Raw genomic sequence first — 19,535 nt, forward strand, 5'->3', positions numbered from 1 at the left:
GGCCGCTCCCCTCACCCTGGTTTGATACCCATGGCTGCCCCGGCGCGGGGCTCTCTACGCCTGTTTGAGGATCTCCTCGTACAGTCCGACCGTACGCCGGGCCACCGCGTCCCAGCCGAACTCGCCGACCGCGCGGGCCCGGCCCGCCTCGCCCATACGACGCGCCGTCGCCGGATCGCCCAGGATCTCGTCGAGCGCGCGGCCGAGGCCCGCCTCGAAGGCGTCGCCCTCGTCGTCCAGGGCGACGAGCGTGCCGGTCACGCCGTCCTCGACGACCTCCGGGATACCGCCGACCCGGGAGGCCACGACGGGCGTGCCGCACGCCATCGCCTCCAGGTTGACGATGCCGAGGGGTTCGTACACCGACGGGCACACGAACACGGCCGCGTGCGTGAGGAGCTGGATCACCTCGGGGCGCGGCAGCATCTTCGGGATCCAGTGAACGCCGTCCCGCGTGCTGCTCAGCCGGCCGAAGAGGTCCCGGAACTCCTGGTCGATCTCGGGAGTGTCGGGGGCGCCGGCGCACAGCACGACCTGCGCCGCCGGGTCGATGCCCTGTACGGCGCGCAGCAGATGCGGCACGCCCTTCTGACGGGTGATCCGGCCGACGAACAGCACGAACGGGCGGTCCGGGTCGAGACCGATCCGGGCGAGGGCGTCGGTGCCGTGGTCGGGGCGGTAGAGCGCGGTGTCGATGCCGTTGTGCACGACGTGCACCCGGTCCGCGGCGAGCGAGGGATAGCAGGCGAGGATGTCGTCGCGCATGGCGCCGGAAACGGCGATCACCGCGTCGGCGGCCTCCAGCGCGCTCCGCTCGGCCCAGCTCGACAGGGCGTAGCCGCCGCCGAGCTGCTCGGCCTTCCACGGCCGCAGCGGCTCCAGCGAGTGCGCGGTCACCACGTGCGGGACGCCGTACAGCTGCTGGGCGAGACGTCCGGCGAGATTGGCGTACCAGGTGTGCGAGTGGACCAGCTCGCAGCCTTCGAGGGCGGCCGCCATGGCGAGGTCCACGGAGAACGTGCGCAGCGCGTCGTTGGCCCCGTCGAGCGCGGACCACGGACGGTGGCGCCGGACGCCGTCCGCGTGGCCCTCGCCCCAGCAGTGCACGTCGACGTCGACCAGTCGCCGCAGCTCGCGGGCCAGGAACTCGACGTGGACGCCGGCGCCGCCGTACACGTCCGGGGGAAACTCCCGGGTCAGCAGTCCCACTCGCACCCGTAACCCCTATCTCAGCGACCGGTTCCCTTTCATGGTCACTCAGACGGGGCGCGTGGGGAAGAGCGCGGGGGTCGTGTGAAGCAACAGTCGCCGCACAGGCCCCCACCGGGCGCCCGGTAGTACAGGCAGCAGCTGCGGCGGCGGAAGGCGCCGTCGGCGAGGACGCCGGTGTCCGCGAGGTAGGGATGGGCGAAGAGCTCGGCGGTGAGGCCACGCCCGCGTGCGGCGACGTCGGGCCTGCCGTGCGCACGGGCCCACTGCTCCAGCAGCCGGGCGGTCGCGGCGAGGGCCGATCCGGCGTTGCCCCGCAGCAGGCCCGCCGCGACCGGGTGACGGGCCCGCAGAGCCGCGCCGAGCGGTTCCAGATGGCCGTCGACGACCACCCGGGCCACGGTCGCCGCGTCCCCCGGCCGGGGCCGCACCCGCGTCAGCCACAGGTCGTCCGGGGCGGCCCCGTCCGGGTCCCAGCGCAGCAGCTCCGGGGCGAGGTCGGGGATGGACCCGTACAGCACCGCGCAGCCCAGCGTGACGGACCACAGGCGGGCCGCGAGCCCCTGCTGGGCGACGGAGGCGCCGATCCGGTCCTCCGGGGCGCGCAGCGCCCGGACCACTTTGCGCACACGGAACGACAGTGCGTCCCCGCCGACCTGCGACGGCCCGCTGTCGGAGGCGCCCCCGAAGACGGAGGGGTCCCCGAAGACGGACGGGTCCCCGTGGGCGGAGGGGTCCCCGTGGGCGGAGGGGTCCCCGTAGACCCGCGCGAGGGTCGGCAGCTCGCGGACCGGGCCCGGCGAGGCGTCCGCGGGGGTGTGGAGGGCGAAGAAGCCGCCGAGCGGACGGAGTGCGGCGAGACCGGGGTCGAGAGTCACGAAGTCCAGTAGTACCAAGGGGGGTCGGGGTCGGTGGTCAGGGGGATCCCTGGGCCGTCACCCGCCTGGGGGAGGACGGCGGGCCCGTCGTACTCCATCGGTAGTAGGACCCATTGGGTGCTCAGGGACGACGACGGGAACAGATCGACAGGGCATCGTGTTGGCCATGGATGACGACCGTTCGCCGCGCCGGGCCCGGTGCCCCCGCCTCACGCAGAGGAGCAGCTCATGAGCGCCCTCGCGTTCTCCGTGGTCCTGTCGCTCGTCTCCGCTGTCGCGTACGCGGGCGGGGCGATCGTGCAGGAGCAGGTCGCGGTGTCCTCGCCCGACGAGGAGTACGCCCCGCTGCGCCGGCCGGGCTGGTGGGCCGCGGTGGCGCTGAACGGTCTCGGCGGACTCCTGCACGTGGTGGCGCTGGCCTACGGTCCGCTCAGCCTGGTCCAGCCGCTGGGTGCGCTGACCATCGTGTTCGCCCTGCCCATGGCGGCGCTGTTCGTCGGCCGCAGGGCCGGGGCGACGGCCTGGCGGGGCGCGATCATGGCGACGGTCGGTCTCGCGGGTCTGCTCTCCCTGGTCGGGGCCTCGGACGCGCAGTCGCTGAGCACCGCGCAGCGCGTGGCCGTGGCCGTGTTCACCGCGGGCGCGGTCGTGACCCTGATGATCGCCGGCCGGGCCGCGCACCGGCACCCCGCGGTCCGCAGCATGCTCCTGGCGACCGCGTCCGGCATAGCGTTCGGCATGTCGTCGGTGTTCACCAAGACCGTGGCCGTCGACTGGACCGACGGCGTCTCGGCCGCCGACATACCCTCGCTGGCCGTGATCGGCGTGCTGGCCACGGCCGGCATGCTGCTGTCGCAGGCGTCCTACCGGGGCGCGGGGCTCGCGGCTCCGCTGGCCACGCTGACCGTGGTCAACCCGGTCGTGGCGGCCGCCGTCGGCATCACGATGTTCGGCGAGACCTTCCGCTACGGCAGCACGGGCACCGCGCTCGCCCTGGGCTGCGGTGCGGTGGCGGCGGGCGGCCTGATCCTGCTCACGACGGAGCGTCTGCAGTCGAGCCACCCGCGGACGGCGCGGAACGAGGCGGCCGCCCCCGCGGACCCGGCCGCCGGAACTCTTGGCGCTGACCGTGTCGCGACGGCGGCCGAGCGCGGAAGCGCGAGCGTGAGCGACGCGTTCGTGCTCCGGCTCCCGGAGCAGTCGGCGGCCTCGGCGCTGGAAGGCGCGCTCCTGAACGGTCTGCGCGACCTGCCCCACGTCGCGCACGACGCACGACAGGAAGACGCACGACAGGAAGACGCACGACACGAGGACGCACGGCACGAGGACGCACGGCACGAGGACGTACTGCTGGACCGCGCGCTGCTGGGCGGCATGCGACTGGACGAAGTTCGGCTGGACGAAGTTCGGCTGGACGACATCCGGCTGGAGAGCGTGCGACTCGGAGACCTGCCGGCGGAGGGCGGCGACGAACGGTCGGCGCCCGTGCCGGCGTCGACCCCGGCCGGCGCCGGGGACGACCCCTACGAGGAGGAGCCGTCCGCCCCGGACGCGTCTCCGTCGTTCTACACCCCGCTGCACGGAGGTCTGTTCGTCCCGGTGCCGGTCGTGGACCGGCACCGGGAGCGGGTCAAATCCTGACGCCGCCGGCCCGCAGATAGGACAGCGGGTCGATGTCCGTTCCGAAGCCGGGCCCCGTTCGCACCTCGAAGTGCAGATGCGGGCCCGTGCTGTTGCCCGTGGAACCGGACCGCCCGATGCGCTGGCCGCAGCTCACCGACTGCCCGTCCCGGACGGAGATCGCGGACAGGTGGGCGTACTGCGTGTAGCGGCCGTCCGCGTGCCGGATGACCACCTGGTAGCCGAACGAGCCGCCCCAGCCCGCGCTCACCACCTCGCCCGCCGTGACCGCCTTGACGGACGTTCCGGTGGGCACGGGGAAGTCGACGCCCGTGTGGTAGCCCTTCGACCAGGAGGACCCGGTCGCGTGGTACGGCGTTCCGGTGGCCGCGCCGACGGGCGCGACGAAGGAGTGGCCCGTATTCGCCTTGTGCGCGCCCTTGTGCTTGGTGCTCTTGGCCGGTTTGCCCTGCCCGGCGTCCGCGGAGGTCTTCGGCTTCTCCGTGTGGTGCCTGGCGCCGCCCGGGGTCCGCGCGGCGCCCGCCCGGCCGTTCAGGCTGAGCCGCTGCCCCGGCAGGATGAGGTCCGGGTCGTCGCCGACGGTCGTCCGGTTGGCGGCGTAGAGCCCGCGCCAGCCGCCCCTGACCTCCTCGGCGTCCGCGATGCCGGAGAGCGTGTCGCCGCGGACGACCGTGTACATCTGCGCGGTGCCCGCCCGGGACTGCGGAGTGCTGTGCGCCCGCACGGCGTCGAGGGACGTCCTCGACGCCTTCGGCGCCTTCGCGGTCGACCCGCCGGACGCCCTGGAGGACGACTCCGCCGACTTCGCCGGCGTGGCGTGCGGGTGGACGTCTGGGGTGTCGCCGGCCCGGCTCAGGCCGGCCCGCCCCGAGCACACCGGCCACGCGCCCGGACCCTGCCCGTCCAGCACCTTCTCGGCGACGGCGATCTGCTGGTCCCGGGTGGCCAGATCCGCGCGGTGCGCGTACCGGGTGCCGCCGTACGCCTCCCAGGTGGACCGGGTGAACTGCAGTCCGCCGTAGTAGCCGTTGCCGCTGTTGATGTTCCAGTCGCCGCTCGACTCGCAGGCGGCGACCTTGTTCCAGGTGTCCACGTCGGCCGCCTGGGCGGCTCCCGCGCCGATGAGCGGTATCGCCATGCCGGCGCCGCCCGCCGTGACGGTGAGCGAGGCTCGGTTGATCCTGTTCGGCTGATACCGGCGGTGCCGGCCGCGTACGGCCATGGAGATCCCCCTCGACATGCGTCAGGAGCGGCAAAAGTACGGGCCCCGAACAGGCCATGACAAGGCGACAACCGGCCGCCCCGAATCGCTCGGGGCGCGAGGGGGACCCGCCGGGAAACCGGGGCCAAGATCCGTCAGGATGGTCCGAGGACGATACTGACGGGCACACCTCTCCAAGGAGCCAACCGTATGAGCACTTCAGCCCAGATCGGCGTCACAGGTCTCGCGGTGATGGGGCGCAATCTCGCCCGCAACTTCGCGCGCAACGGCTACACGGTCGCGCTGCACAACCGGACGGCGGCCCGTACCCGCGCCCTGGTCGAGGAGTTCGGCGGCGAGGGCGACTTCATCGCGGCCGAGACCGCCAAGGAGTTCGTCGCGGCGCTGGAGCGGCCCCGCCGGCTGGTCGTCATGGTGAAGGCCGGTGAGCCGACCGACGCGGTGATCCGCGAGTTCGCCCCGCTGCTCGAACCCGGCGACATGATCATCGACGGCGGCAACGCGCACTTCGCCGACACCCGGCGCCGTGAGCGCGAGCTGCGCGAGCAGGGTCTGCACTTCGTCGGCGCGGGCATCTCCGGCGGCGAGGAGGGCGCGCTGCACGGACCCAGCATCATGCCGGGCGGCTCGCCGGAGTCGTACGAGTCACTGGGCCCGATGCTGGAGAAGATCTCCGCGAAGGCGGCGGACGGTTCGCCCTGCGTCACCCACGTCGGCCCGGACGGCGCCGGTCACTTCGTGAAGATGGTGCACAACGGCATCGAGTACGCCGACATGCAACTCATCGGCGAGGCGTACCAGTTGCTGCGTGACGTCGCCGGATACGAGCCCGCGCAGATCGCGGACATCTTCCGCACCTGGAACACCGGCCGCCTCGACTCCTACCTGATCGAGATCACGGCCGAGGTGCTCTCCCACGTGGACGCGGCGACGGGCAGGCCCTTCGTGGACGTCGTGGTGGACCAGGCGGAGCAGAAGGGCACCGGCCGCTGGACCGTCCAGATCGCGCTGGACCTCGGGGTTCCGGTGTCGGGCATCGCGGAGGCCGTCTTCGCCCGCTCGCTGTCGGGTCACGCGGCGCTGCGCGAGGCCTCCCGCGACCTGGCGGGCCCGAAGGCGTCCCCGCTGGGCGAGGCGGAGGCGCAGGCCTTCGCCGACCGGGTGGAGCAGGCCCTGTACGCCTCGAAGATCGTCTCGTACACGCAGGGCTTCCACGAGATCGCCGCGGGCAGCGAGGAGTACGGCTGGGACATCGACCTCGGGGCCGTCTCCTCGATCTGGCGCGGCGGCTGCATCATCCGCGCGGCCTTCCTCGACCGGATCCGCGCCGCGTACGACGCCCGCGCGGACCTGCCGAGCCTGCTCTCCGACGCGACGTTCGCCTCGGAGATCGCGGCCGCCCAGGACGCCTGGCGCGAGGTGCTGGTGTCCGCGACGCTCCAGGGGGTGCCCACGCCGGGCTTCGCCGCCGCGCTCGCGTACTACGACGCCCTGCGCGCGGAGCGCCTGCCGGCTGCGCTCACCCAGGGCCAGCGGGACTTCTTCGGCGCGCACACGTACCGGCGGGTCGACCGCGAGGGCGCGTTCCACACGCTGTGGGGCGGAGACCGCTCGGAGGTGGACGCGTAGTCCACGCGGGGCGCGTCCGATACGGGTGCGGCAGCGGCGGGCGGCGCGGAGCCGCCCGCCGCTGCCGCGTCGGGCCGAGCGGGTCAGGTGAGGGGCGGGCCGGGTTCCGGGCTGGGAACCGGCTCCGGCCCCGGCGGGATCGGGGACGGCGACGGGTCCGGGGCCGGTACGGGCTGCGGGGGCGTCGGTCCCGGACCGGGCGGCTGGGGGCCGGGCGGTTGCGGCTCGGGCGTGGGCGGACGCGGGAACGGGTCCGGTGGGACCGGGTCCGGGCCGGGCGTCGGTCCGGGCGGGACGGGGGCGGGGTACGGGTCGGTCATCGTGTCCTCCGGCCGCTGGCGGGGCTTGACTCTGAACTACTCCCCCGCGTACCCGGGACCGCCCCACGCACTCACCCGGACGGCCCGCCCAGCCCCGTTACCCACCCCGACCCCGTGACCCGTCAGAAGTCCCGCCGACAGCCCTCAGCCGACAGCCCTCAGCTGTGAGCCATGAGCGGTGAGCCATGAGCGGTGAGCTGTGAGCGGTGAGCTGTGAGCCATGAACGGTGAGCTGTGAGCTGTGAGCCATGAGCGGTGAGCTGTGAGCTGTGAGACGTCTGTCAGAACCGGCCCGGGTGCGCCCGCAGCCAGTCCTTGGCGGCGCTGAGCAGCGTGGGGTCGGCGGCCGGGGCCTCCTCGGGGTGGCGCTCGGCCCACTTCACGACGTAGGGACACAGCGGCGCCACCGGCACGCCCTCGCGCGCGGACAGGGCGTACAGCTCGCGCGCCAGCGACCCCGCGATGCCCTTGCCCTCGTGAGCGGGCTCGACGATCGTGTGCACCGGGACCAGCGCGGGCGCGGGCGACTCGAGGACGAAGTACTCGATACGGCCCACGACTTCACCGCCGTCACCGAGCGCTTCGAGGCGGCCGGCCGCCCGGTCGTCGCGGATCTCGATGTCACTCATGGGCACTCCCGGTGCGATGGGGGCGGAGGGTACGCGGGCCGCGTCGGTCAGACCGACACCGCGTGCGGACTGCGCTCCTGGTCGGAGCCCGGCACCGGCGCCGAGGGGTCGGCCGCCAGGGCCACGATGCGGTTGTCGCGGTCCACGTGCACGACCCGCGGCTCCAGCGCCCGCGCCTCGGCGTCGGTCACCTGAGCGTAACTGATGATGATCACCAGATCGCCGGGGTGCACGAGATGGGCGGCGGCTCCGTTGATGCCGACGACGCCCGAACCGCGCTCGCCCTCGATGACGTACGTCTCCAGACGGGCCCCGTTGGTGATGTCGACGATGTGCACGAGCTCGCCCGGCAACAGGTCGGCGGCGTCCAGCAGGTCGGCATCGATGGTCACCGATCCCACATAGTGCAGGTCGGCCTGGGTGACGGTGGCACGGTGGATCTTGGACTTGAACATGGTGCGCAGCATGTTGGACTCCTGGAAGACGGCTCCCTGCCTGCTTTGTGCAGGTCAAGGGCGGTCGTCACTCTACACGGGCACGCGTCGGAGTCGAAGATGCCGAAGAACATCGACTTCACTCGGGCAAGAAGGCTCCTCACCTGCACTTCCGTGCGAACCAGGCTGTTTCTCCATCGCCAACCAAGCACCTGCTCGAACACCCATCCCCGGATGTGCGAGGACTGATGCTGACCGGATGCTGACTTACCTGGCTATACGTCAGGTCAAGCACGGAGCCGCCTTCGGCATCGACCTGGAAATCGTTCGATACGAGGCGCTCCCGGCCCGATCCGAAGCCGTGATCAACCTGACCGTTATCGACCCATGGCCCGCCACCTCAACAGGGAGCACACGGTCTGCAGCCTTGTGGTTCAACCAGGCCGGGCTCACGACTGTGATCGATCGATCACGGTCGCTACCACTTGGTGGGCAGCTGAGTTCCGGCCGTCTGCCCAGGCTGCTACTTCCAAGCCGGAGGGCAACGAAGAGGGGGAAGACAGTGGAAGCATCCGAAGCGCAGCCCGGCTCTGTAGCGCATCGTGAAGGAGCGCAGAAGGCCACGCTCCATTTGCGGGGTATCGCTCGACTGCCCTGCACATCCGCCGTGCCGGGTGGCCACCCATCGTGGACGGCTCCGGGTTGCGACTACTGGCTACTCCGCATCCTCTCGTTGCAACGGCGGTAGAGGCGGGATGGGCACGATGTGGGATGGGCACGATGTCCGCCTCTCAGGCATTCTCGTCATGGATCCGCGCACCCAGATCCTCCGCCCACTCCAGTGCCCACGCCTTGAGTTCGTCGATCTGGCGAGAGGTGAGCCCATACGCGGTGTAGTCCTCATCCTCGTACCAGTCCGCGCCAATGAGCCTGTCCCGGAGGTCTTCAAGGCTGAACTCGTCGTGTGCACGACGGCGGCCCAGGGATTCGAGGTCGGCGGTGGAGCGGTGGCGGGAGGCAGCTTGGACGTCGATGAGGTCACGGACGGTGCCTCGGTCGGCGAGGGCACGGACCTTGGTGCCGATCACGTCATCGAGGGAAAGAACAGGGCCGTAGGGAGTCTGAGCGGGAGGGGCCCAGAACGCCTCCTTGAGGACGTCGACCTCGCACTCCTCGCCGGTGTCCGGATCGGTGACGAGGAAACGGCCGCTGAGCGGATCGGTCTGGACGTGCGTGGTCCGCCATCCGCGCGCGCTGAGACCTGCTGTGAGTGAGGCGACGATCTCCTGCATCGGAGCGGGGTTCTCGGTGGCGACGTCGAGGTCGCGGCTGAAGCGTTCGACCAGGCCGTGGGCCTGCACGGCGTATCCGCCGGTGAGGACCAGAGGGTAGGGGGAGCCGAGGTCGAGGATGTCGGCGAGGAGACGCTCGTGGAGCGGAGTGAGCTTCACGCGGCGGTCGTGTCGGCCGGAGCGGTGCGGAGCAGCTCAGGGAAGGCGTCCTCCCAGACCTCGCGGATGTAGGGGCTGATCAAGCGCCGCAGGACGGACCACTGCTCGGTGAGCAGCCGGTGGTGCAGGAGGGCCACCAGGTCCTCACTCAGTCCTTCGGCGAGGACGGTCCGGTAGAGCGTCATGCGGGACTTCGGACGGTCCAGGCTGTAGCTCGTCCGCCCGGACCAGACGATGTGGAGCGGCAGGTCCACGTTGCCCTCGACGGGGCCGACCAGCTCCTGCAAACGCTCGGGCAGTCGGCTGCGGTAGCGGTCCCGCAGCACCTCGGCGCGGGGAGCGGTGATCGTCGGGTCCATGCATCCAGTATCGCTGCTGGGAGGCGGCGGCATGGCGGATACGGGCCCTTCTGTCGTACGCACGGGTCGGGCGCCGCCCGCCCTCCCTCGGACGCTCATCATGGCCTACCTGTACAGCCCCAGGTGGCCTAGCAACCGGCTGCCCTGCCGACCTAGGACCAGCCCCGCTCGCGGGCGCGGGTGATCGTGGCACAGCAGGTCACGCGGAGGACCGCCGCGATGGAGTCGGCTGCGGCTTCCGTCTCGGCGTCGGGAATGACGACGGTCCCGAGGAGGCCCATGGCGCCGGCGCAGTGGACGAGAGGGCACCCGGCGGGCGACGGTCAGGGCATTCCGCTCGCGGTGTCGCTGACCGGCGGCAACCGTGGGCGACGTCACCCAATTGCCGCCTCTGCTCGACAAGATCCCGCGGCTAGCGGGACCGGTCGGCCGCCCGCGCCGACGGTCTGAAGCCCTGCTCGCGGACCGCGGCTATGACCATGACAAGTACCACCGTCTTGTGCGGGCTCTCGGCATCACACCGGTGATCGCCGAGCGGGGCGAGGACCACGGCAGTGGCCTGGACGTCATCCGGTGAGTGGTCGAGCGCACGATCTCCTCCCTTTTCGGCACGGCTTCCAGATAGTCCGTTTCTCCGGTCCTCCCTGCCGCGCATGTCGCGTTCCCATGTCGGAGAAGGAAACGGGAAACAGCATCGATCGTCTTGTCCGCCCCGGCCAGACTGCCGCACTCTACGTGCAGCGCCGACTCGGCCGATGGCGGGAGGGGTTGGAGGTTTCCGTGCCACAGCCGTCCACCGGGTTCGGCGAGGAGTTGAGGAAGCGGCGTCTGGAGGCAGGGCTCAGCCTCACCGCCCTGTCCGGCTCTGTGCACTACAGCAAGGCGCAGTTGAGCAAGGTGGAGCGGGGCCTGAAGGCCCCCAGCCGTGACCTCGCCCGCCTGTGTGACGCCGCCCTCGGGGCCGACGGAGCCCTGCTGTCCCTGCTCGCACCAGAGACCACCGACCCGCCCGTCGATCCGGCGCCGGGCTTTGTCCACGAGGAGGACTGGATCATGCAGTTGTCGCCGGACGGCCCGAACACCTTCCATCCCTTGAGTCGGCGGGATGCCATAGGCGCCGGTGCCGCTTCGCTGATGGCGTGGCGGTCCGACAGCGCGGGCCCGGCCTCGCCGGCCGCGGGCGCGGAAATGGTGGAAGCCTCCCGCTCGCTGTTCACCCACTACCGCAGACTCGGCCAGACGGTGGCGCCCGGTCTACTCCTGCCCGTTCTGATCGCACAGACCCACACCCTGCGGGAACTGTCCGCCCACTGTGACGGCGGCACCCGTCGCCACCTGCTGGCCCTTGGCTCCCGGTACGCCGAATACGTCGGCTGGCTGGTGCAGGAGACCGGGGACGAGCGGGCGGCTCTGTGGTGGACGCAGCGCGCGGTCGATCTGGCGGCCGCCGGCGGCGACCGGGCACTGGCGGGTTACGCGCTGGTCCGCCGGGCCCTGATCACGCTGTACCGGGACGACGCCGAGCAGACAGTCGCTCTGGCCCGTCGCGCGCAGAGCAAGGCCCTGCCCCCGCGGATACGAGGGCTCGCTGCACAGCGCGAAGCCCAGGGCCACGCCCTGGCGGGTGACCGCCGGGCCTGTCTGGACGCGCTGGACCGCGCGCGTGCGCTTCTTTCTCTCCAGGACGAAGGGACCGACGAGCCGGTGATCGGCACCATGCACCTTCCCGATCCGGTCGGCATGGTCACCGGCTGGTGTCTGGTCGATCTCGGGCAGCCGCGGGAGGCGAGCGAGGAACTGGACCGACAACTCGCCCTGGTCGGCGAGGACGCGGTTCGCACCCAGGTCAGGTACGGCGTCCGCCGCGCACTCGCCTACGCGTCGGCCGGCGAGATCGACCACGCCTGCGACCTGGCGGCGCCCCTGCTCGACGGAGTGGAGGCCGTGGGTTCCGCCACGGTCACGACCGACCTGAGACGGCTCGCCCGCGCCCTGGCGCGCCACGCGAACCATTCCTCCGTACGACGGCTGGGACCGCGACTCGGCACGTTGTCGCGCCCCTCCACCATCTGAAGGAGTCACTGGCATGCCCCACGTGTTCATCAACTACCGCACCGGCGACGGCGAGCAGACCGCGGCCCTCCTCGACCAGGAGCTGTCACGTCGCTTCGGCCAGGACCGCGTCTTCCGCGCGTCCAGGTCCATCACCCCAGGGGAGGCCTACCCCGAGGTTCTCCTGACCGCGTTACGCCGCAGCTGCGTGCTGCTGGCCGTCGTAGGACCGGACTGGACGAACTTCCGCAGTCGGTTGCAAGATCCCGACGACTGGGTGCGCAAGGAGATCGAGGCCGCGTTCTAGTGCGGGCTCATCGTCGTTCCCGTGCTGGACGGCCGCAAGACCGACCGGCTGAACAAAGCGGCCATGCCCCCCGAGCTGGCGCGGCTCGCCGATCTGCAGTCCGTACCGTTCGACAGCACCCACGACACCGAGGCCGGCGTCCGGCGTATCGGCGATCTGGTCGCCGAGCTGGTGCCCGAGCTGCGGGACCTGATCGAGCCCGGCGAGCCGTCGCCGACGTCGACCAGCGTGCGCAACTCGATCGGGGACGTGAGTGGAACGTCCGTCCAAGCGGGCGACTTCAGCGGTGACGTCGGCGGCACGATCGTGAAGAACTCCCACGGCACGGTCCACACGGGCAGCGGCAGCATCTACAACAACTCACGCCATGTGTCGGGCGACCGCTACATCTCGGGCACCGGAACGACGTACACCGAGGGCGACCATCACGGGGACGTCCACCAGCGGTTCGGGGAGCCGGAGCGGCCCCAGGACGACCGACGGTGAGCACAGAACACACCACCCGGGTCGAGAGCACGCGGGGCGTCACGCACACGGGCGACGGCCACATTTACGTCAACCTCGGCGCCGCTGCCCACGAACCCCGAAAGCCAATCTTCCGGCAGCTTCCCGATGACCAACTGCGATGGGTCCGAAGGGTGTTGGTCGCTCCAGTCAACATGGGAAGGGCCCGCACCACGCTCGAAGAGACGGGCAGCGTCATCCTCGACGGTGCTCCCGGCAGCGGCCGCTCGGCCACGGCTCGCGTACTGTTGCGCGAACACCACCGTCCCGGCGGGGCCTTCCGCGAACTCCTGCCCGCCGAGCGGGACGAACTGCCGCTGTACGACCCGGCTTTCGTCGACCCGGACGACCGGCTGCTGCTCGACCTGTCCACCGCGGAGGCCGGTCTGTGGCATGCGGCCCGGGGCGGCCTTCCCGCCCTGCGCCAGACGGTGCGCGAGCGGCGGGCCCATCTCGTCGTCGTCATGCCGCACGAAGGGGCCCTCGATCCCGACCTGCAGCACTTCCGTGTCGAGATCGGACCGCCGGCTTTCCCCATGGAGGTTCTCAGACGACACCTGCGCGCCCACGGCGTGCCGTGCGAGCAGTTTCTCCGGAACGACGTCACTGTCGACGAGTTCCTGAGCGAACGCAAACCCATGCGGGAGATCGCCGACTTCGCCGACCGCATACGCCGTGCCCGCGAAACGGCCGGGCCCGGCGAGGGATTCCCCGAGTGGTGCGCGGCCGCGAAACGTGCGCGCGCCGGGCGCCGCGCCGAAGTCGCCGACCGCGTCGCCGGTGTGCCCGACGCCTCTCAACGCGCCCTGATGGTCGCCGTGTCCATGCTCCACGGCGCGCACGCCGACGTCGTCCACCGGGCGGCCGCACTTCTGCTGAGCACGGTCGGGGCCCCCGAGGAGGAGACTCCGCTCCTCCAGCGCAAGGACCTCGCCCAGCGGCTTTCGGAGATCTCGGCCCGCTCCGGGCCGGACGGTCGCGTGCGGTTCACCGAGCTGGACTACGACTCCGCCGTCCGCGCCCACTTCTGGGACCACATGCCCGACCTGCGGCCGCACCTCGGCGCGTGGGCCGCGCGGGTCGTCGAGTCGAGCGACCCGCATCTCGTGCCGGACGTCCGCGACGGACTGGTGGCCCGGCTGGCGGGTGAGTATCTGCGAACCGGGCGGCCCGACGCGCTCGCCGCGCTCGCCGAACGATGGAGCGCACAAGGAGCGGGCAGAGCCCGGTCGGAGGCCGCGGTTCAGGCGCTCACCTGCGGTCTCGCGGACCCCGCCCATGGCAGGGACTTCCGCGAGCGGATCTACCAGTGGTGCGCGTACCGCCGGCTGACCGGTGAGTTCGCCCAGGTGCTGGTCCAGGTCTGCGCCGACGTCCTCGCGCTGGACCATCCGGACCACGCCCTGATCCGGCTGCACCATCTCGCCCGGCGTGAGCGCGGCACGGCCCATGCGCTGCAGGCCCTGTGCGACCTGGTGGCCGGCAGCCGACGGCTACGCCGAAGGCTGCTCGACCGGCTGACACGCGGCGACCTCGCACCGACCGACCTGGCCATCTTTCTGCGCGTCAGCGATCCGGAGCCGCTCACGGACCGCTCCGTCACCACTCGCGCCCTGGTCGACGAGGACGGGGTACGACGCTCGCTGATCACGTGCTGGCGTGCCGTGCTGACCCACGCGGTGTCGCGGCCGGAAGGCCGACGCGTGGCACCACGGGCAGAGATACAGAGCTGGTTGCACTGGGCGGCCGAGGGCGCTGGTGACCGGGGGGAGGTCCTCCTCGACCTGCTGGTCGCTGCCGCCGACCGATGCGGTGAGGACCGGGGCGCGGCGTTCGCCGCGTTGTACGCGTCCGCGCGCCAGGCGGAGTTCGCTTCTCCGGGCGCAGGCGCCCACTCCACCGAGACGACCGACCTGTTGCTCCACAAGATCGGCGTGGCACAGAACCTCGGTCCTGCCGCCCCGTCGGCATCGGCCAGAAGGGGGCGATCATGACGACCGCACGCAAGACGACGACCGTGTTCCTCACTGTTATGTGCGGCCTGCTGCTGACCATCGTCGGCCTGGTGCAGCGATGGCCCGGCTGGACCTGGCCGGCGCTGGCCGCGCTTCTTCTCATGCTGCCCGCGGTGACCTTCCGGGTGGCCTCGCAGCGCCGCGGCCCGGTGCCGGTCAGCTTCGAGGAGCAGCTCACGGCTGCCCCGGTGGAGCGAACCGAGTACCGCGTCAACCGAGTCGCGCTCCCGAGCCTCTGGGACGACTACCACTTCGTCTTCTCAGCGACCGTACGGTGGTGCTTCGCCGACGGCCCGGGGCGCGGCACGGTCGTCAACCCGGCCGGCCTCGCCGTCGACGCGGTCCTCAGCCGGGCCCGCGCGATTGCCGAGAAGCGGGAACCCGGCCACGCCTCGCTCCTTCAGCACGAACTCGGTGGCGCCCTCAGCCGCATGTGCCCGGATTCCACGGGCCACCTCCGGGCGATGGCGGAGGACATCAACCTCACGTTGCCCGACGAGGATCAGGAGCGTCTGGATCGGCTCGCCGGCGTACGCAAGGACGAGGCGGTCTGGGAGCACCAGCGCAAGTACGAGCAGAGCAAGCGCCGGTATCTGGGCGAGGACGCCCTCAAGGACACCGGCAGCGCCGTCGTGTGGTGGCTCACCAGGAACGACGAGCACGTGGCGAAGACCGTGGCCGACCTCCCCTTGCTGGCGCAGCTGACCTCCGCTGCCAACGACACCGACATCCCCGAGCGCCTGCTCGAGATGCTGCCGAACCGGCCAGAAGGACCCTGGACGCCGGACATCGGCACGGAGTCTGTCGATCTCCCGGCCCGTGAGCCCTCGGCTGCAGACCACCTGTCGGGGTTCTTCGAAGCTATGGGCTTCACGGAGGACGACGACCGGCGGGCGATGCTGGCCCGACAGTTCTCGCAGCTCGTCGAGCAGCACAACCGCCACGAGACAGCGGAGGACCTCCTACGCCGATTCGATCCCCCGAGACCTCCCGCTCCCGAGACCGGAGCGGAACTGGCGCCCGACTCCGGGCCGCCGGCCGACACGGTCTGACCGTCGACCGGGACATTTCATCCCTGCGCATCCAGGAGGACGCAATGGACGCAGAACTGGCCGCGATGGCGGCATCGGGGGCCACCACCCTGGTCTCCCTCATGGTCACCGATTCTTGGACTCACGCCCGCGCACTGATGGGCCGGTTCCTGGCACGTGCCGGCGCGGACACCGTCGCGATCACCGGCCTGGACGACGCGCGTGCGCGGCTGCTCCTCACGGGCACCGCGGCGGACGAGCGCGCCGCGTCCGGCATCGCGGCCGAGTGGCAGACTCGTCTCTGCGGGCTGGTGGAAGCCGGGGCGCTCACCGGCGAGGAACTGAGTGCTCTCGGGGCGTCGCTGCGCCGACTGGCGGCCGCCGCAGCGGGCCGCCCAGCAACGGTGCACAACACCGTCTCCGGCGGCACCCAGCACGGCCCGATCGTCCAGGCCAGCACCGTCACCGGCCTGGCCTTCCCGCCGGATCCGTCCCCGCGCCGGGAATAGTCGCAGGGCGGGGCAGCAGGCCCCCTGCCGCGGTGCAGGTCAGCAAGCCGGACACCGTCCGGCCTGATGCTGACCGTTTGCTGACCTAGAGGCGGCAATCAGGGCTCTGACCTGCGGAAACACCCAAACGCTAGATCTTGGACTTGAACATGGTACGCAGCACTTTGGACTCCTGGAAGACGGCTCCCCGCCAGCTCTCTGCAGGTCAGGGGCGTCATTCACTGTACATTGGACTGCCTTCGAATCGAAGACTTGCCACAACAGCGAGCGCCGCGGTGAGCAGGTTCCTCAACTGCGCAAACTGCGCAGACCAAGCTGCCGCGAAGCCGTCGACCAGGACCACGTACGAAAGACCGCCCGGTCCCATGCTGATTGCATGCCGACTTACCTGACGAGCCATCAGGTTCCGAGAGGCGCGCGGGTACCCGCGCTCAGCGTCGGCGGGCCTGCAGCGCAATCCGGGGCGCAGGACCACGAGTACGTTGGCGAGGAGCAGCACGAGAAGATGGCCTGTCGCCTCGTCCGCTTGTGACCGGCGTTGACAGGCGTTGACAGGCGTTGACAGGCGTTGACAGGCACCGAAACACCAGCCGCGCCAGCGAGTGCGCGCAATCGATGGATACCCTCGAATCCGGGAGCATCCGCTTCGATGCCACCCTAAATTACCTCCTGCGCGCCATGCAGCCACCTGACTGACGGCTCATGGCCACGGCTTCGTACGGCCGGCCGAAGCCTGCCGGGTGTCCGCGCCGGAGTTCACGTGCCGCTCGGTCTCCTGAGGGCCGTGCCAGTCCAGGCACATCACGGTGGCATCGTCTTCGAGCCGGCCGCCGGCAGCCTCACGGACGGCGGACGTCAGCATCAGCGCCGTCTCCCGCGGGTGCAGGTCCCGGGTGTGCTCCAGCAGGGCAGGCAGGTCGACCGTCCCCCCATGACGTTCGAGCATGCCGTCGGTGAGCATGAGCAGACGGTCACCGGGGCGCAGATCGACGTCCTGAACGCGGTAGGGGTGACGCGCGGACACCGACAGCCCGAAGGGTCGGTCCACCAAGCAGGCCAGCTCCTCCGCGGTCCCCTCCCGCACGCGCAGTGGCCAGGGATGCCCGGCGTTGACCAACTGGGCCCGCCCGGTGCTGAGGGTGACGCGCAGCAGCTGCCCGGTGGCATGCCCCTGGCCGTGGTCGGCCAGCGCCTGGTCAGCCCGGTGGGCCTGTTCGGCCAGACCGGCTCCCGTGCGACGGGCGCCGCGCAGGGCGGCCACCAGGACCGTGGCAGCCAACGCCGCGTCGATGTCGTGGCCCATGGGGTCGGTCACCGACACGTGCAGGGTGTCGCGGTCCAGGGTGTAGTCGAAGGTGTCGCCGCTGAGGTCTTCGGAGGGCTCCATGCTCCCGCACAGGGTGAACTGCGCAGCCTCGCACGACAGCGACGGCGGCAGCAGCTGGTACTGGATTTCCGCTGCCAGAGTGGGGGGACGGGAGCGTTTGCCCCAGGTGTACAGGTCGGTGAAACGTCCGTTGGCGATCACTATGTATGCCAGGGCGTGGGCTGCTTCCTTGACCCCGTCGAGGACGTCCTCACCGGCGGCGGCCGGCAGAAGCACTTCCAGCAGCCCGATCGCGTCCCCCCGGTTGGTGACCGGCACGATCACCCGCTGCCCCTGGCTGCTCGCCTCCTGGTACAGCCGCTGGGTGCAGACCACCTGCTCGTAGGCGCTGCCGAACATGGGAATCCGCTCCGCTTCCCGCCCGCCCTCGCCCGCCCCAGCGGTCGACAGCCGCACTACCGTCTTTCCCGTCAGGTCGACGATGAGAAAAGAGACCTTCGTGGCCTCGAAACGCCGCCGTAGGTGCTCGGCGACCACATCGACGGCAGCCACCGGCGCCGCCGTCTCCGCGGCCGTCAGCAACCGGGGAAGTGCACTCTGTCCACTACTCACGGCCGTGGCCCCTTCCACTCCCCTCCTACAGCATGGGAACCTCCACGGGGAGCGTCAATCGGTGAGCGGTCACGGCAGCTCAAGACGCCATGTATTTGGCGGAGCTGATCCGGGCCCCCTGTCGGCCTCAAGGGCCGGTCTCCGAAGAACGCGCCGGTCTTCGCGGCTGGCCTCCTGCAGAGTGACGAAGCCGAGGAATGGGCCGTGCAACAGGCCGGTCAGGACCAGGACGTGCCCTGCCGGCCCTCACGGTGAGAGCGCGGCACCCGACCTGTTGGACGCCCTGGACACGGCCCAGGGCGGCGGAGCCTTCTTGGGGGAGGCAGGCGTCTGCGTGTCCCTGGTCTGGCGCTCGCAGCCCCCTGACCAGGGACATTCCAACATCCGCCGGTTTCCGCCCGGTGCGGGGTTGGGCGTTCCTGTTGTGTCGTGCGCACCCGCCGGAGACGGAGTTCGTGGGCAGTAGGCTGCAATCACCGAGGGCATTACGTGCGCCGGTCCCATGCCGACGCCGTTTTCGGCGAACAGCAATGCCGGGTCGGTCAGACCGCGCCTGGAGGCAGGTTCACGTCATGGAACCGACTGCTGATCAATCCGCGACGAACACGGAGCGTCTCTCCCCCTCGCTGCCGGTCCGGCTTTCGCTGGCGCCGTACGAAGCCGTCCTGGGCGGATGCGACGGCGCGTGGTGGCCGTACTCATACAATCTCCTCGACGAACTGCCCGTTCTGGTGGAAGCGATGGACGGGGTGGGCGTCATCACCAGGGTCATTCTGGGGATCGAGCCGTGGCCGGACATCCCGCACCAGGTCGCCGTCAGCGGGCACTCCGTCACCGCAGGGTGGTTGGCCTCCGGTCAGGAGCAGAACGTGATCGTCCTCTGCTCCTATCTCAAGGGGTTCAGAAGCTTGCTTGTCATTCCGCCTGCGATGCTGGCCGACTCTGCCGCCTGGCTGATGAACACGCCGGTTCCGGTCGACGGCAGCCGCACCGCCACGGAACTGCTGGCGATCGCGACGGCTCGCTCTGAAGTCGTACCCGTTGGCGATCCGCTGTGATCAGAGCGGTCCCGCCGGTAGTGCCGCTGGATCGAACGCTGCGGAACGATGATCTGGCCCCTCGCCGCGAACAGCGCGTAGCCAGCCGCCCAGGGGCGCCGGGCCCTGCCCCAGGAACGGGTTCACCGTCGTCAGGAACACCCGGCTCGCATAGCCGCCGCCGGCATGCGCTCCGCGATCGTCCGCGTCACCGAGCCGGGGACGGCGATGCCTCTTCGAAGGTGACGCATTCGGCGGACCCGAGCTGTGCTGCGGAACCAACACCTGCTGTGCTCCGTCCGAGACGTCCCGTCAACCCCGCCCTGGCCGTCACCGAGGCCAAGGCGGGGTCAGACTGCGACTGCCGGA

Annotated in this window: 18 protein-coding genes and 1 pseudogene; 10 read left to right on the forward strand and 9 right to left on the reverse strand. The window is 70.9% G+C overall.

Features of this window, described 5'->3' with window-relative positions:
- Positions 1 to 54: 54 nt before the first annotated feature.
- Positions 55 to 1,215: a glycogen synthase gene (gene glgA, locus Sri02f_RS33180; RefSeq protein WP_109005029.1), complete on the reverse strand. Its 1,161-nt coding sequence runs from the start codon at positions 1,213 to 1,215 to the stop codon at positions 55 to 57.
- A gap of 38 nt (positions 1,216 to 1,253) precedes the next feature.
- On the reverse strand, positions 1,254 to 2,087 hold the full coding sequence (locus Sri02f_RS33185; RefSeq protein ID WP_109005030.1) for a (2Fe-2S)-binding protein: 834 nt from the start codon (positions 2,085 to 2,087) through the stop codon (positions 1,254 to 1,256).
- A gap of 228 nt (positions 2,088 to 2,315) precedes the next feature.
- Between Sri02f_RS33185 and Sri02f_RS33190 the strand changes: the two genes are divergently transcribed.
- The gene (locus Sri02f_RS33190) at positions 2,316 to 3,728 is read left to right on the forward strand and encodes a DMT family transporter (protein ID WP_109005031.1); all 1,413 of its coding nucleotides are present in this window, start codon (positions 2,316 to 2,318) and stop codon (positions 3,726 to 3,728) included.
- Here Sri02f_RS33190 and Sri02f_RS33195 read toward each other — a convergent pair.
- On the reverse strand, positions 3,718 to 4,950 hold the full coding sequence (locus Sri02f_RS33195; protein ID WP_109005032.1) for a transglycosylase family protein: 1,233 nt from the start codon (positions 4,948 to 4,950) through the stop codon (positions 3,718 to 3,720). The genes Sri02f_RS33190 and Sri02f_RS33195 overlap by 11 nt on opposite strands.
- A gap of 189 nt (positions 4,951 to 5,139) precedes the next feature.
- On the opposite strand from Sri02f_RS33195, the gene gnd reads away from it, so the two are divergent.
- A complete protein-coding gene (gene gnd / locus Sri02f_RS33200) occupies positions 5,140 to 6,579 on the forward strand; it encodes an NADP-dependent phosphogluconate dehydrogenase (protein WP_109005033.1) in 1,440 nt (479 codons plus the stop codon).
- Between the two features lie 601 nt (positions 6,580 to 7,180).
- Here gnd and Sri02f_RS33215 read toward each other — a convergent pair.
- From Sri02f_RS33215 to Sri02f_RS43715, 5 genes are all read right to left on the reverse strand, one after another.
- Positions 7,181 to 7,528 (reverse strand): GNAT family N-acetyltransferase, encoded by a 348-nt coding sequence (locus tag Sri02f_RS33215; protein WP_109005035.1) that lies wholly within the window; start codon positions 7,526 to 7,528, stop codon positions 7,181 to 7,183.
- A 47-nt stretch (positions 7,529 to 7,575) separates the two neighbouring features.
- Positions 7,576 to 7,995 (reverse strand): aspartate 1-decarboxylase, encoded by a 420-nt coding sequence (panD, locus tag Sri02f_RS33220; protein ID WP_109005036.1) that lies wholly within the window; start codon positions 7,993 to 7,995, stop codon positions 7,576 to 7,578.
- 758 nt (positions 7,996 to 8,753) lie between these two features.
- Positions 8,754 to 9,413: a nucleotidyl transferase AbiEii/AbiGii toxin family protein gene (locus tag Sri02f_RS33225; protein ID WP_109005037.1), complete on the reverse strand. Its 660-nt coding sequence runs from the start codon at positions 9,411 to 9,413 to the stop codon at positions 8,754 to 8,756.
- Positions 9,410 to 9,772, reverse strand: a complete 363-nt coding sequence (locus tag Sri02f_RS33230) for a hypothetical protein (RefSeq protein WP_109005038.1) — start codon at positions 9,770 to 9,772, stop codon at positions 9,410 to 9,412. The genes Sri02f_RS33225 and Sri02f_RS33230 overlap by 4 nt, the downstream gene beginning before the upstream one ends.
- A gap of 152 nt (positions 9,773 to 9,924) precedes the next feature.
- Positions 9,925 to 10,053: a hypothetical protein gene (locus Sri02f_RS43715; RefSeq protein ID WP_281261912.1), complete on the reverse strand. Its 129-nt coding sequence runs from the start codon at positions 10,051 to 10,053 to the stop codon at positions 9,925 to 9,927.
- Between Sri02f_RS43715 and Sri02f_RS33235 the strand changes: the two are divergent.
- From Sri02f_RS33235 to Sri02f_RS33265, 7 genes and pseudogenes are all read left to right on the forward strand, one after another.
- Positions 10,052 to 10,334 (forward strand): annotated as a pseudogene (locus Sri02f_RS33235) (transposase); the annotation flags it as partial. The gene Sri02f_RS43715 and the pseudogene Sri02f_RS33235 sit on opposite strands and share 2 nt — an antisense overlap.
- A gap of 218 nt (positions 10,335 to 10,552) precedes the next feature.
- Positions 10,553 to 11,845 carry a helix-turn-helix domain-containing protein gene (locus Sri02f_RS33240; RefSeq protein WP_174855756.1) on the forward strand — a complete coding sequence of 431 codons (1,293 nt, stop codon included), beginning with the start codon at positions 10,553 to 10,555 and terminating at the stop codon, positions 11,843 to 11,845.
- A gap of 13 nt (positions 11,846 to 11,858) precedes the next feature.
- Positions 11,859 to 12,131 (forward strand): TIR domain-containing protein, encoded by a 273-nt coding sequence (locus Sri02f_RS43170; RefSeq protein WP_245970916.1) that lies wholly within the window; start codon positions 11,859 to 11,861, stop codon positions 12,129 to 12,131.
- Between the two features lie 21 nt (positions 12,132 to 12,152).
- Positions 12,153 to 12,617 carry a hypothetical protein gene (locus Sri02f_RS43175; RefSeq protein WP_245970917.1) on the forward strand — a complete coding sequence of 155 codons (465 nt, stop codon included), beginning with the start codon at positions 12,153 to 12,155 and terminating at the stop codon, positions 12,615 to 12,617.
- A 173-nt stretch (positions 12,618 to 12,790) separates the two neighbouring features.
- On the forward strand, positions 12,791 to 14,629 hold the full coding sequence (locus tag Sri02f_RS33250; RefSeq protein ID WP_109005041.1) for a hypothetical protein: 1,839 nt from the start codon (positions 12,791 to 12,793) through the stop codon (positions 14,627 to 14,629).
- Positions 14,626 to 15,702: a hypothetical protein gene (locus tag Sri02f_RS42095; protein WP_174855757.1), complete on the forward strand. Its 1,077-nt coding sequence runs from the start codon at positions 14,626 to 14,628 to the stop codon at positions 15,700 to 15,702. The genes Sri02f_RS33250 and Sri02f_RS42095 overlap by 4 nt, the downstream gene beginning before the upstream one ends.
- Positions 15,703 to 15,746: 44 nt before the next feature.
- Positions 15,747 to 16,190, forward strand: coding sequence for a hypothetical protein (locus Sri02f_RS33265; protein ID WP_109005042.1), 444 nt, complete (start codon positions 15,747 to 15,749; stop codon positions 16,188 to 16,190).
- 700 nt (positions 16,191 to 16,890) lie between these two features.
- Here Sri02f_RS33265 and Sri02f_RS33270 read toward each other — a convergent pair.
- Complete coding sequence (locus Sri02f_RS33270) at positions 16,891 to 18,129, reverse strand: PP2C family protein-serine/threonine phosphatase (RefSeq protein ID WP_109005095.1); 1,239 nt, start codon at positions 18,127 to 18,129, stop codon at positions 16,891 to 16,893.
- A gap of 572 nt (positions 18,130 to 18,701) precedes the next feature.
- On the opposite strand from Sri02f_RS33270, the gene Sri02f_RS33275 reads away from it, so the two are divergent.
- Entirely contained in the window at positions 18,702 to 19,187 is a 486-nt protein-coding gene (locus Sri02f_RS33275; RefSeq protein WP_245970918.1) for a DUF5994 family protein, read from the forward strand.
- Positions 19,188 to 19,535: the final 348 nt, after the last annotated feature.

Origin of the sequence: Streptomyces rishiriensis, from assembly GCF_003112535.1 — a bacterium.
Taxonomy (GTDB): domain Bacteria; phylum Actinomycetota; class Actinomycetes; order Streptomycetales; family Streptomycetaceae; genus Streptomyces; species Streptomyces rishiriensis.

Bases quoted from the DNA above. Each gene is read 5' to 3' on its own strand.
- panD (WP_109005036.1), bottom strand. From the start codon at position 7,995: ATGCTGCGCACCATGTTCAAGTCCAAGATCCACCGTGCCACCGTCACC.
- Sri02f_RS33265 (WP_109005042.1), top strand. From the start codon at position 15,747: ATGGACGCAGAACTGGCCGCGATGGCGGCATCGGGGGCCACCACCCTG.
- Sri02f_RS42095 (WP_174855757.1), top strand. From the start codon at position 14,626: ATGACGACCGCACGCAAGACGACGACCGTGTTCCTCACTGTTATGTGC.
- Sri02f_RS33190 (WP_109005031.1), top strand. From the start codon at position 2,316: ATGAGCGCCCTCGCGTTCTCCGTGGTCCTGTCGCTCGTCTCCGCTGTC.
- Sri02f_RS43170 (WP_245970916.1), top strand. From the start codon at position 11,859: ATGCCCCACGTGTTCATCAACTACCGCACCGGCGACGGCGAGCAGACC.
- Sri02f_RS33250 (WP_109005041.1), top strand. From the start codon at position 12,791: ATGGGAAGGGCCCGCACCACGCTCGAAGAGACGGGCAGCGTCATCCTC.
- Sri02f_RS33215 (WP_109005035.1), bottom strand. From the start codon at position 7,528: ATGAGTGACATCGAGATCCGCGACGACCGGGCGGCCGGCCGCCTCGAA.
- Sri02f_RS43715 (WP_281261912.1), bottom strand. From the start codon at position 10,053: ATGGGCCTCCTCGGGACCGTCGTCATTCCCGACGCCGAGACGGAAGCC.
- Sri02f_RS33230 (WP_109005038.1), bottom strand. From the start codon at position 9,772: ATGGACCCGACGATCACCGCTCCCCGCGCCGAGGTGCTGCGGGACCGC.
- gnd (WP_109005033.1), top strand. From the start codon at position 5,140: ATGAGCACTTCAGCCCAGATCGGCGTCACAGGTCTCGCGGTGATGGGG.
- Sri02f_RS33195 (WP_109005032.1), bottom strand. From the start codon at position 4,950: ATGGCCGTACGCGGCCGGCACCGCCGGTATCAGCCGAACAGGATCAAC.
- Sri02f_RS33275 (WP_245970918.1), top strand. From the start codon at position 18,702: ATGGAACCGACTGCTGATCAATCCGCGACGAACACGGAGCGTCTCTCC.